This window comes from Meishania litoralis (assembly GCF_042611095.1).
In the GTDB taxonomy this organism is placed as follows: domain Bacteria; phylum Bacteroidota; class Bacteroidia; order Flavobacteriales; family Flavobacteriaceae; genus Meishania; species Meishania litoralis.
Genome location: NZ_JBHFPV010000001.1, coordinates 1,970,385 through 1,983,132, shown reverse-complemented (window position 1 = coordinate 1,983,132; position 12,748 = coordinate 1,970,385). Strand labels below are relative to the sequence as shown.

Genomic DNA, 12,748 nt, shown 5'->3' with positions numbered 1-12,748 from the left:
ATTCCAATAATAAATACCGTTGCCCCTTTATTTTTTTTCATTTCTGCACTAATACTTAATTCTAAAAAAGTTTGTCTGGAGGAAAATAAATTTAGTTATAAATTATAATAGCTTATCTGCCTTTTCGTTTTTATCCCTTTTCTTTCTTTTAATACTCTTATTTTTTCCGCTACCAAAACGGTAGGCCAGCCCTAAATTTACGGAACGTGAGTCGCGTTTGAACTGACCTTCTTGTATTATGGTTCTAAAAGTTTCAAATGCAAAACGCTGTGTTCCGAAAATATCATTAAAGTTTAAACTTAGCGTTCCTTTTCCTTGGGCAAAATTGTATCGCGCGCCGATATTCATGAAAAAGTTATCCTTTAAATCATACTGCAAAACACTTTGCTTTCCACTGTAAAAAGTAAACAGTTGAAGGGTTAAGTCCTTCGTGGCTTTAAAACTGTTGTTCAACTTGGTGTTCATCAAGGTATTGCTTACCTCGACACTTTCACCTTCGATGAAGCCTTTCTGGCTTCTAGAATACACCTCAAAACTTCCGTTAAGACTCCACCAATTGGTTGGACGATAGCTAGCGGACAATTCAAGTCCGTATGCATCATTGCTATTAAAATTGTCATAGTCAACAATTAATACTGTTGGATTGTCTTCATCAAAGAATCCTCTTCTATTGATTTCGTCATTAATTCTTCTGTAAAAACCACCAAATGTGAAATTTCCTTTCTCAAGTCTTCTAGTATAATTTAGCTCTACGGAATTGGTGAATTGAGGCACTAAACTTGGGTTTCCTGAAAGAATCAATTGTGGCGTACTAAGCTGACGAATAGGGTTGATTTGATTTAAGGACGGTCTATCAATTCTTCTACTAAAACTTAATTGATAGGAGTTCTTGCCCTCACCACTTGGCGTATATTTTAAAAATCCTGATGGATAAACATTAAAGAGCTTGTCCGTAAAATTAAATGGTTCTTCCGAGACCTCTTTAAACTGTGTATCTACATTATAATCTTCTAACCGTACCCCAAGGTTGTACTGCCATTTTCCAAAATTTTGGCTAAAAGTGGTATAAAAGGAATATATATATCGATTATATCTAAAATCTGAATTATTGAAATCCGCTCTATCTGTTGTATAGGTGTTTTCTGTTCGTCTTAAACGGGTTTCCAAACCAGTTTCCAAAGTAGTATTGTCTGAAAGTGGATTTACGTAATCTAGATTTATGGTCGTATTGGTACTGGTATCATCTATAAATTCATCATAATTGGCTAGAGGTGTATTACCATTAAAATTAAAATCAAAATCATTATCGGTGTCGCTTTTTAAGGTGTTATAATCTACCTCGAGTTCAATGAAATGCCCCTCTTTAGAAAATTCATGCTTAAAATCTATATTGTAAGAAGCATTAGTGTTACCTCTATCGGTCAGATCAAACTGATTGAAATCGGCATCAGGAATATCTAAAAAAGTAATGTTTCGTTCCGCATTCGTGACCGCATCAAAAAAGTTCTGGTTGGTGTATACAGAAAATGTATTTCTTTCATTAATGTAATAATCCGCTCCAAATTTGAATAGGTGCGATGTACGGTCAGCAATACTTAAAATATCTTGGCCTGTACGTTCAACATTTCTATTAATAAATCCGTTAGTTACGCCCTTGCCCAATCTATTTCCATAACTACCATAAAAATTAACCTTCCCATTTCTATAGTTTAAACTTAGAGAATTATTATAACGTACAAGTTCGCCATAGGTAAATCCTATATTTAGAGAACCGTTAAAACCTAAATTGGCATCCTTTTTTAACGTGATATTGACAATGCCGCTCATGCCTTCAGGGTTATACTTTGCCGAAGGATTGGTAATGAGCTCAATAGTCTTTATGGATGTAGATGGTATTTGCTGTAGCAGTTCACGCGAGCTAATGTTGGTAGGTTTTCCATCAACCAGTACACGAACATTTTCATTGCCCCTTAAAGACAGATCCCCATCTTGGGTAATACTTACAGATGGTATATTCCCCATAATATCGCTGGCGGAAGCTCCAGCAGTAGTGAGGTCTTTCCCCACATTAATGACCTTTCTATCAATCTTCTGTTCAATAGTAGAGCGTTCCCCAGATACTTCAACCGCTTCTAAGGCAACGGCATCCTCTTCGATATTGATAATGCCAAGGTTGATTTTTTTGCTTTCTTCATTGAGTACAATCGATTTCGCTTCGGTTTTATAACCAATATATTGAATTTCAAGAGTATAACTTCCCATAGTTATTTTGGATAGGGTAAATTTTCCCGTATCGTCTGTAATCGCCCCAGTAATTAAGCTGTCATGTGATTTAACAATGATATTTGCATAAGGTATGGGTTCCTGAGTATTTTTGTCCAAAACGATACCCTCGATTTCGCCTTGCCCGTAAGATGCCGAAGCCATCATCAAGAAAGATATCAGCAACAGGTACATGTGATTTTTCATAAGGATAATATTTTACTTTAGGGCGAATCTAGCGTTAGGAACGGCTCACTAGGCGAAGTGTGTTCAAAGAGGCAACCAACGTTGTCAAATGATGCATTTGTAATGACAAGTCGTTAAGGCGATGTGAAACGACTATTGGTCATCGGTTACTGCCCGTTCGTCATCTAAAGTATGATAGCCGCCTAAAAAGGAATTATCTTTAATAAAAAATAAGATGTTAATGCTACAGCAAATACAGGGGTATTTAGAAGCTTCAAAATTCAAATATTTGATTTTTGGAGTGCTCATTTTTGCTTTTTCAGCGGCTACTTCCAGTTGGTACTACACCACCTCTTCCGAATTATTTATCACTTTTGGTATTCGCGTAGTTCTGCAAATTCTACTGGCCTATATCATTATTGAATACCTAATTAAGTATTTGCTCAACAAAGGAAAAAATAAAATCTTCGTGCTTGCCATAACCGCCACTTTGTTGGTTTTTTATGTTGTATGCAACTTGATTTTCATTTACTATTTTGAGCCAACCTTTCCTGGTACCTATGCTAATTATGTGAAGCGATTTGATGACGCTTCGTTCTTGGGAAGATTGACTAACATTAGTGAGTTTGTGTCAAAATCCTTGTATTTATTGTATCCCACATTACTGCTGTTGGTATTTAAATTATATGTGGAAAAACAGCGATTGCTAAAGCTGAACGAACAAAAGAAAACTGCAGAGTTGGCAGCGTTGAAGAATCAGTTAAATCCTCATTTTTTATTTAATACTTTGAACAATCTCTATGCTTTGGCATTAAAAAAATCTGACGATACCCCTAAGGTGATTCAGAAGCTATCAGAAATTCTGGATTATATTTTATATCGTTGTAATGATGAGTTTGTCTCACTCAATAAAGAAATCGAACTTATAGAAAACTATTTGTCCCTGGAGAAAATTAGATATGCTGATAGAGTAAAAATCTCATTCAGTAAAAATGTAACAGGTCGAGAAAAAGTGGCCCCCCTATTATTACTGACCTTTGTGGAAAATGCATTCAAGCATGGTGTGGCCAATGAAATGAATCAAGCGAACATTGACATCAATATCTCAAAAAAAGAAGAACGGTTACTGTTTAAGGTAGAGAACAGTAAACCAAAAGTTATTGATACAAAGGAGAAAAGAGAACCTATTGGGCTTGCCAATATAAAAAAGCAATTGGAACTACTGTATCCAAAGGCGTACGATTTGATTATAGAAAACACGGCCAGCTCCTTTTCGGCCAATCTTAAACTGAATCTTGCATGAGTTACAAATGCCTTATCATAGATGATGAGCCTTTGGCAAGGGAATTGTTGGAAGGGTATCTTGACAAAATGCCCGATTTTGAACTGGTTTCTTCTTGTACAAGTGCTATTGAAGCAAGTTCCATATTGGGCAAAGAGCAAATAGACCTTTTGTTTCTAGATATAGAAATGCCCTTTCTTAAAGGGACCGATTTTTTTAAAAACCTGATTCACAAACCTCAAGTAATTTTCACTACCGCTTACAGGGATTATGCCTTGGATGGCTTTGAACTCAATGCACTGGACTATCTCTTAAAACCCATTTTTTTTGAACGCTTCTTTCAGGGGGTGCAGAAGTTTTTAAAACAAGTACAAAACCCAGAGACAGATTTCGAGGCAACACCCACTAGTCGGAACGACTTTCTTTTTGTGAATAAAGCCAAAAAACAGATCAAGGTTATTTTTGATGATATCGAATATGTAGAAAGCCTTAAAGACTATATCAAAATCCATTTAAAAGAACAAGAGCCTTTGATGGTAAAAGAAAGTATTTCGGCTTTTGAAAACCGTGTAGACAATCGTTTTGTTCGATTGCACAGATCTTATATTGTAAACACCTAAAAAATTACGGCCTACACTAAAAACGATGTGGAAATCGGTAGAATGGAAATCCCCATCGGAACCAATTATAAAGAAAATATCGTTCCCTTTCTGAAATCTCTTTAAGCCTAAAGTTCCTATAAAACATGGGTGTATACCGTATACGAACCCATAGCAAGGCGTTTTTCTTTGTTCCGTTTTAAGTCCATTTTACATTAGCGGGATTAATTTAAAACTTAAAATTTATAGTATGAAACAAACAAAATCAATGCTCTTAGTAATTGCTTTATTTTTAGCTGGAACACTAGTGAACGCACAATCAAAGACGTTGTCCTTTAAAAAGGGGGAGGTTCTTGATATTTTGCTTTTTACAGGAAAACCTGAAATGGGCAAACTGTTCCCAAAATATAAGGAGACGGCTTTTGCATTTGCTTTAAAAACAGGATACGAGCCTCAACCTTTGTTGGCAGTGACAGAGACTCTACAAGGTGGTTATCAACCAAGCTCTTTTGTTTTCGGCAAATGGAAAAATTTAGCCAGCAGAAAGAAGTTCTTAAGTGAGATTACTATAGAAGTACCCGATTTTCATGAGCAGAGAAGAGCTATGTGGTCGTCTTTTTATTTAGCTTTTTATGAAATGGACAAAGACATTTCCTTTGATATTAATCCGGATAAGGTAATCGTAGCTACGGCCTATTGGAAAGATGGTAGTGATAGCTTTACAAACTTTAAGAAAGAATGGCTAAACAAGGCCAAAAGCAATGGAGGCAAAGTAATGTTAGAACTAAATGATGCCATGTCTTCTGTAGGATACATGTATAAACCCGATTACGTTGTATTAACCGAGTGGAAGGATAGAGTGGCCTTTGATGCTTTCGCAAAGGCAAGTATGAAAATGGAAAAAAAGGGAATACAGAACGTGAATCAATTTATTATTAAATAAATAATTACGCTGGCAAGTTACCTTATACTTGCCAGCCTTCTTTAGGTTATGGAAATATTCGCAAATCAGTTGGTGTATTTTGGTTTTTTTCTAAGCCTATTTCTATTGTCGGTGTATTCGTTTTCTGCGAAAAACCGTAAAAACAGTAATGGGTATATCGTCTTTTTGATATTGGTACTTTTCCTCGGTTTATTGGGTAGGGTTCTGTATACGACTAAGGTCTTCGGAGAAAATTTTAGACTGATCACTATTTCAGAGTTTGCAATTTTACTTTTTGGTTCGACCGTATATCTTTTTACAAAGTCGTCATTAACCAATACACGTTTTACGGCAAAAGATTTGGTACACTATTTACCGGGTATCGCCTACATACTTTTTGTTACTTTTTATTTTATAGTGCCTTCGAATGAGGTAATTGTTGCCAGAATACAAACAGGGGAATTATATGCCATTGTAAATGTTCTAGTGGCCATTGGATTACTATTTAATTGTACCTATTGGTTCTTGGGACTGCGACAATTTGTCCGATTTAAGGAAAGGTTGAAAAACGAATTGAGTTATAGCCTTAAAATACAGTTCTTCTTCAATTTTTTGATAGCGATAGGAGTCTGTCTATTGGTCTGGATAGTGGTTTATACCGGAAGCCTTTTTGGACCGGAAGCCTTTGAGCGCGAAGCTCGAAAATTCATTTGGCTGGCTATTACCTTCATTATTCTTTTTATAGCCTATTATGGAATGATTGCACCTGACTTGTTCCGAATACGAGCCGTGCAACTAACTCAAAAAAAATACAGTCAATCGAAACTGGACAGCCAAGATTTGAACGATTTAAAGTTAAAGCTAGAAGAAATGATGATTGCCAAAAAGCCGTATTTGAACAGTAGGTTGGTGAAGGCTGAACTGGCGACAATGCTAGGTATTAGCAATCCCGATTTAGCACGCCTTTTGAATGAACGAATTGGAATGAACTTCTTTGATTTCGTAAACTATTATCGAATAAAAGAATTTATTGATTTAGCAAAAACGAATAAAGCCAAGGAACTCACTTTTTTTGGTCTGGCTCAAGAAGCAGGCTTTAACTCCAAAACAACATTTAATAAATCTTTCAAAAATTTGATGGGAACAGTCCCATCAGAGTACTTCTTAAAGATTGAAAGCTAGTGATTCATTTACAATTGCATAAAGGATTTAAGCGAGCGAAACCATATTTCGTGCTGCAAGTCCCAAATCCTAGGACTATCTCATAAAGTGTGTAAATAGAAAATTAGCGGGGTCATTTTATTGGTTCCATATTGGAAATCTTTATCCAAAGCAGAATTTTATGACTATTACACTGCATTTGGATCTTTGATAGTCAGTTTCCATACTTTTCTAACCATTATAGCTGTTTTAATTCCTGTTAGCCTAAGTATTTATTGCTATAAAAAAAGTCGGAGCCTTTAAAATCTTGCATCGTATCGGCTTTATTTGGTTTTTTGATTATTGTCATCTTATACATCTACTTTGAAGAAACTAATCAAATATTATATACAAAAGCATTTGATACAAATCAATTGAAGTCGGTTTTAAACACTTGGGAAGAATGGTATTGGTTAAGAATATTTTTTGAGTTAATTTCTTTAGTGTTTTTAATAATTACCCTTAATGGTTTGAACAGAGAAAGAAAAACTACAAATACTTAAAAAACAACCGATAACCATGCAACATTTTTTTATACTTTTTAAATACCTTTGAGTTTGACAACAACTCACGGACAATCAATACTTGGAAATTGGCCAACTTTTGACAATAAAACAATTGGAAAAAAGCAGTAATTCAAAATTATGAAAGTAACGACCTGTTTTTTGCAAAAATAATTGAAAGTCATGTTAAGGTTTTAGACTTACATTATATCAATGAACGTTCGAACCTCTTTTTTCAAAGTCTCAAATTCATGAAAAGCTCGTGTGTATTATTGTCTAGGCCATCGATCGAGTTCTGTACCGAGGTTTCATATGCGTATCCTATATTGAATCCGCTGCTGATATTGAACAAGCACAGTCCACTTATGCTTTCATCGTATCTGTAAGAAGCCCCGATTTCGAAACGTTGGCCGAAATCAAAAATGCCCGTTACTTCCAAAGACAAGGGTGAAGCATCTACGTACCGAAGCATCCCCATAGTTTCCAAGTTTAACGATTTACTTAGCTTGAAGTTATAGCCCCCGCTCAAATAGGCATGCATACGGTCAACTCCCAAGTATGCATTGCCATCCCTCTCTTGAAGCCGTTTGGGAGTTAGAATTTTTGGTGCCGATAGCGATATGAAGTATCTGTCATGTTTTAAATAGGCCCCGATTCCGATATTTGGCGTAAAACGACTGTCGTAATTCACCAAGTTTTCATCTTGACCGACACCGTAGGTGATCAGACCATCGGTGTTGGCATCATAGGAGTTTGCGCTTCCCTTGATACCAAAATAAAGTTTGTGTTTTTCGTCTAGTTCAATAAAGTAAGAGACGTCCACGGCCAGCCATGTTTGCCGTTCTATAAAAGTTCTATCGTTTAGAATTGAAACCCCTAGGCCGATGTTTTTGCCCATGGGCATGCCAAAGATTGCGCTTTGGCTTTCAGGAGCCCCCTTGATCCCAGCCCACTGACTTCGGACTCCCAGTGAAAACTCAGGGCCCTCGGAACTTCCGGTAAAGGCCGGGTTATAAATATTCATATTATAGCGATAAAAGGTGTAGCCTGGATCTTGTTGGGCAACGGCCGTAAAGGAGAGAAGAATTACCGCGATCGATAACCGTAATTTATGGATTATGTTCATGTCTTAAGGGTATTGTATCTTTAGTTTTCGGTTAATAGTTTATGAAAATCCAACCTTGAAGGGGAGCATTACCGTCCCCTAGGTCTATTATATACATGTACGAGCCCGCAGGTAGTTTTTCCCTTCTGTCTTTGTAGAAACCTTCCCAATCATTACGGTACGAGATAGTGGCGAAGACTTTATGGCCCCATCGATTATATACCGTTACCTTATTATTTGGATAGTTGTCGATTCCTGGAATAATCCAAGCATCATTGTTTCCATCGCCATTGGGCGTAAAAGCTTGAGCAGGTACCAAAGAAGGTTCTTTATCGGTGGGGAACGCATCAGCACTATCTGTTACGCCGTCGTTGTCGTCATCGGTGTCGTTATTGTCTGGAATACCGTCCCCATCGGTATCCAAGGGAATACTCTGGTCGTCTAAGGGATCGCTTCCCTCTGCTGATTCAACTTCGTCCGAATATCCGTCGCCATCGTCATCGGTATCGGAATTATTTCCAATTCCATTGCCATCGGTATCAATGGTTTCCGAAGCGTCGTTTGGAAAATCGTCCTCATCATCCGAAATACCGTCATTATCGTCATCGGTATCCACGTTGTCCCCAAGTCCGTCACCGTCATTGTCAGTATCGGTAACACCGTCGTTGTCATCGTCATCATCGGTATTGTCTCCAATACCATCTCCATCGGCATCGGAATCCTCATTGGGATCTTTGGGGAAATCGTCCTCCGTATCGGGTGTTCCGTCGTTGTCGTCATCGGTATCGGCGTTGTCGCCCGTGCCGTCGCCGTCGGTGTCGGTATCCTCATTGGGATCTTTGGGGAAATCGTCCTCCGTATCGGGTGTTCCGTCGTTGTCGTCATCGGTATCGGCGTTGTCGCCCGTGCCGTCGCCGTCGGTGTCGGCATCCTCATTGGGATCTTTGGGGAAATCGTCCTCCGTATCGGGTGTTCCGTCGTTGTCGTCATCGGTATCGGCGTTGTCGCCCGTGCCGTCGCCGTCGGTGTCGGCATCCTCATTGGGATCTTTGGGGAAATCGTCCTCCGTATCGGGTGTTCCATCATTGTCGTCATCGGTATCGGCATTATCGCCCGTGCCGTCGCCGTCGGTGTCGGAATCCTCATTGGGATCTTTGGGGAAATCGTCCTCCGTATCGGGTGTTCCGTCGTTGTCGTCATCGGTATCGGCGTTGTCGCCCGTGCCGTCGCCGTCGGTGTCGGTATCCTCATTGGGATCTTTGGGGAAATTGTCCTCCGTATCGGGTGTTCCGTCGTTGTCGTCATCGGTATCTTGTATATCAGGGTTACCGTCTCCGTCAGTATCCTCCAAGGTATCAATATTCAGCGTATAGGATTCATTGCTGACAGTATCTGACCCATCTTTTACCTTAAAGGAAAATGAGGTGTAATTTGAGCCGAATTCATTCGAATTTGGCGTATACCCCAATAAAGTTATATCATCGATCATATCATTGGTCTGCACCGCAGAACCGTTATAGGTCAATGTTCCATTCGAAGGCAATGCAATAATTTGTATTCCATTGAAGGAATCACCGGGATCCTCGTCAGAAAAAATGAAGTCGGTCACGGCGAACGTATATGGTAAATTCTCAATGGCCTCTATTGAAACGTCTCCACCTGTGGGAATATCGTTGATCGGGTTTATGTTCAAGGTCACGGTTACGGTTTCGGAAAAGGAAAACGCGTCTTCAAAGTTATAGGTAAAAGAATCCGTACTTGATTCATCACCATCGTGTACATAAGTGAACGAACCGTCACCATTAAAGGAGAATGAGGCGTCATGGGTTGGTGAATCTACCAGGTAATATATTCTGTCGTCATCGTCAATCTCAATATCGTTAACAGATACGTCTTCGTTAAGGGTCGCATTTTCATCCAATATAAAATCATCGGCTACGGCAGTCGGTTCGTCGTCTATTGCGGTGATGGAAATTGTTATATTGGCCGTTACCTTAGTACCCGAGTCGTCCAATTCATATACTACCACATCGGTGCCGTTTTCGTTTTCGTTCGGAGTATATATAACTTGATTACTTCCATTCACTACGGCATTACCTTTGGTTCCTTGTGTAATAATGGTAATCAAGGGCGAATTGTTGTTATCGTAAACATCGTTATACAGTACATCTATGGGATCGGTAACCGAATCTTCGTCGACAATGGCGAGATCATCGTCTGCAGAAACCACTAGGGTAAGGTCATATGGCCCAAAGGTAGCGGTTTGGGTATTCGCCGCGTTGTCCTTCGCCTCTGCATGTATGTACCATCCGGTTCCTCCGTTCGAAAAGGATACATTTTTTGATTGGCTGTTGCTCCACGAACTCCAACTGGCGGCACCAGATGCCGGTGGATTTACATCTTGAACCAATACATATCGTTGTACGTCGAAACCACTACCACTATTTTCGTCTTGAAACGTTAACAGAATATCCGTATTGGTGTCAATGGCACCGTTTTCTGGAGTGGCGGCAATTGTGGGATTTGTAGTGTCATGTGTAATGTTCAAGGTTCGGTAGAAAGGTTCTGACCAAACACCTGTATCGGTCTGTACCCTTAGGCTAATAATGTAGTCTGCGGAAAGGGTATTGTAGGCCGAAAAATCGGTCATTTCGATAGTTGAGTTATAAATTTCGGTGTCGGAAGGGTTGCCGTCATTGTCATATGTTCTTTGGGTAACGATCCACTCTTCAGTGGCCAGCGTACGGCCATAGGGATCTATGGAATTGTTAGCAATGTTGATGAACATACTTCCTGAATATGTGAACAATTGGTCGGGTTGAATATTGAATTGAGATACCGGAAGATCCTCGTTGCCGGCAGAACCGCCACCATCTAATTCAATGAATACGCTTGTGGGACTACTCCACGTCCCTTGGTAATCCTGTACGGTAAGCATTACGAGATATTCGCCGTCAGGAACGGAGTTTTTATCGAAAACCCCGGTAGTCCAATCATCGGTAGATGCGGCATCTACAGATTTCCATTTCCAAATGTTCTGTGAAATACCATTGTTAGAGCCACCGTCTAAATCATAGGAGGTATTGTTGAATACGCCAGTAGCGGCGCTATAGGTGAAACTTGCAACAGGTTTCCTATGAAAATACAAGGTCGTGGGCGCCGTAGGCAAATCTTCAAACGTGAAAGAATATTCTCCCGGCTTTTCATAATATTCGGGAACATCCTCAAGATAAAGTCCGCTCCAAGATACACGTCCCTCGTCGTTCGGGAAAAAAGTTTCGTCATGCGTTATCTTCCATCTACCGCTTGGGTAGCTGGCATTGGCGGTATTGGCCTTCATTTCTGCCGGGTCAACATCGATTTCAACGGAAGTGCCGGCAATGAAATATTCACCGGCGGTTACGGTTCCGAACTGATATTGTTCATAGATATATTGTGCCATTTCGTCAAGCCACGTTGTCCAACCACCACTATCCCTATTAACGAATATTCCCTGATTGTTGTTCTGTACAATGAAGCGTTCAAACTGTGTTTGGTTTGCATTGGTTCCCCAACCTATATAATGTATGTCCTCGTTGATGGTCCGCATCAATATTTCGGCCAAATCTTGATCGTTGTCAAAATCGGCGACTTCAATATCATCTAGGTTTACATTGAAACGAAGGGCACTGTTCCGCCATTGTGGTTCGCGCAAGACATCCTTAAAAGCCCGGAGTTCTAGTTTTTCGATGTTTATATCCTTGAAATAAGCATTTTGCTGTTCGTGCACATAGAAGCCGTAGCTTCCTGAAGGAAAAGTGGTATCGGTAATATCAAAAGATTGGATCCAATCCGTTCCAGCATTTCCACCGCCGCCCCTTCGGGAAACTTTGATGTCATTGCCCGACATTTCTATTTTAAAATCGATTTTCTGGCCATTGTAGAATGCGGCGAACATATCGGATCGATTTTCATCCCATCCATAAGGAGCCGTTCCCGTTCTTCCGCTATTGGTGTTTACGGCCAAAATCGTGGTAACCCCATTTTCCCTTTTTAGTATTGCTTCCGCCGGATAACCATCGCCATTGGCATAATTACTCAGATTACCACATGCGGTGTGGTTATCTATGATATAGGCGTAAAAATTGTTGTTATCGACCTTTCTGAAGATAAAGCCTACTTCGGCATGCGTATATGGTGCGCCGGAGAGCCCGAATGTCGCCGAGATGGTCCCGTCAGACACATCACCGGTAGGATCGTACATGGCTACACCGTAATTGCCCGAGTTTCTTGCTACAGGATCTGCCAATATTTGATTCGACCCGCTATCAAAAGAGAAATAAGGGCCGTTATAGGCACCTCCACCGGCGCTGCTCAAATAGTTGTGCGGATTCGGTGGTTCGGCACCGTTGAAATCCATGATGTTCCAGCTATTGAAAATATCACCGGCATCGGCCTGGTCAGAAGAAATGGAGCTTCGTTGATAAGCCTCTACCCGTAATTTGCCTAATGGAATTCCTTTGTTGTACATGGCTTGTTCAAGGTCATCCTCAAAGGTAGTCAGATCAACATCAGCCGATCCAACAGTTACCATAACATCTATATTGGGCCCCTGCTGCACGGTCATGTCAACTGTTTGGGCACTAGCAGCCCCTGACAAAAAAAATAGCAGTAAAAATGAAAAGATACTTTGTAAAACTTGTTTCATGG

General features: G+C 39.9%; 7 protein-coding genes. 4 read left to right on the top strand and 3 right to left on the bottom strand.

The annotated features are described in order from the left end of the window. Window positions 1-102: 102 nt before the first annotated feature. Window positions 103-2,469, bottom strand: coding sequence for a TonB-dependent receptor domain-containing protein (locus tag ACEZ3G_RS08805; protein ID WP_432425071.1), 2,367 nt, complete (start codon window positions 2,467-2,469; stop codon window positions 103-105). A 220-nt stretch (window positions 2,470-2,689) separates the two neighbouring features. Between ACEZ3G_RS08805 and ACEZ3G_RS08800 the strand changes: the two genes are divergently transcribed. The 4 genes from ACEZ3G_RS08800 to ACEZ3G_RS08785 all read left to right on the top strand — a co-directional run bounded on the left by ACEZ3G_RS08800 (window position 2,690) and on the right by ACEZ3G_RS08785 (window position 6,433). Beyond that, window positions 2,690-3,751, top strand: a complete 1,062-nt coding sequence (locus tag ACEZ3G_RS08800) for a sensor histidine kinase (RefSeq protein WP_432425070.1) — start codon at window positions 2,690-2,692, stop codon at window positions 3,749-3,751. Then, window positions 3,748-4,350, top strand: a complete 603-nt coding sequence (locus ACEZ3G_RS08795; protein ID WP_432425069.1) for a LytR/AlgR family response regulator transcription factor — start codon at window positions 3,748-3,750, stop codon at window positions 4,348-4,350. The genes ACEZ3G_RS08800 and ACEZ3G_RS08795 overlap by 4 nt, the downstream gene beginning before the upstream one ends. Before the next feature lie 229 nt (window positions 4,351-4,579). Continuing rightward, on the top strand, window positions 4,580-5,272 hold the full coding sequence (locus ACEZ3G_RS08790; RefSeq protein ID WP_432425068.1) for a hypothetical protein: 693 nt from the start codon (window positions 4,580-4,582) through the stop codon (window positions 5,270-5,272). A 48-nt stretch (window positions 5,273-5,320) separates the two neighbouring features. Next, window positions 5,321-6,433, top strand: coding sequence for a helix-turn-helix domain-containing protein (locus tag ACEZ3G_RS08785; protein ID WP_432425067.1), 1,113 nt, complete (start codon window positions 5,321-5,323; stop codon window positions 6,431-6,433). A gap of 756 nt (window positions 6,434-7,189) precedes the next feature. On the opposite strand, the gene ACEZ3G_RS08780 is transcribed toward ACEZ3G_RS08785, so the two are convergent. Then, the gene (locus ACEZ3G_RS08780; protein ID WP_432425066.1) at window positions 7,190-8,080 is read right to left on the bottom strand and encodes a PorP/SprF family type IX secretion system membrane protein; all 891 of its coding nucleotides are present in this window, start codon (window positions 8,078-8,080) and stop codon (window positions 7,190-7,192) included. A 31-nt stretch (window positions 8,081-8,111) separates the two neighbouring features. Beyond that, a complete protein-coding gene (locus ACEZ3G_RS08775) occupies window positions 8,112-12,746 on the bottom strand; it encodes a T9SS type B sorting domain-containing protein (RefSeq protein WP_432425065.1) in 4,635 nt (1,544 codons plus the stop codon). Window positions 12,747-12,748 lie beyond the last annotated feature (2 nt).

Coding starts and splice junctions, on each gene's coding strand:
- ACEZ3G_RS08805 (WP_432425071.1), bottom strand. CDS start 2,469: ATGAAAAATCACATGTACCTGTTGCTGATATCTTTCTTGATGATGGCT.
- ACEZ3G_RS08800 (WP_432425070.1), top strand. CDS start 2,690: ATGCTACAGCAAATACAGGGGTATTTAGAAGCTTCAAAATTCAAATAT.
- ACEZ3G_RS08795 (WP_432425069.1), top strand. CDS start 3,748: ATGAGTTACAAATGCCTTATCATAGATGATGAGCCTTTGGCAAGGGAA.
- ACEZ3G_RS08790 (WP_432425068.1), top strand. CDS start 4,580: ATGAAACAAACAAAATCAATGCTCTTAGTAATTGCTTTATTTTTAGCT.
- ACEZ3G_RS08785 (WP_432425067.1), top strand. CDS start 5,321: ATGGAAATATTCGCAAATCAGTTGGTGTATTTTGGTTTTTTTCTAAGC.
- ACEZ3G_RS08780 (WP_432425066.1), bottom strand. CDS start 8,080: ATGAACATAATCCATAAATTACGGTTATCGATCGCGGTAATTCTTCTC.
- ACEZ3G_RS08775 (WP_432425065.1), bottom strand. CDS start 12,746: ATGAAACAAGTTTTACAAAGTATCTTTTCATTTTTACTGCTATTTTTT.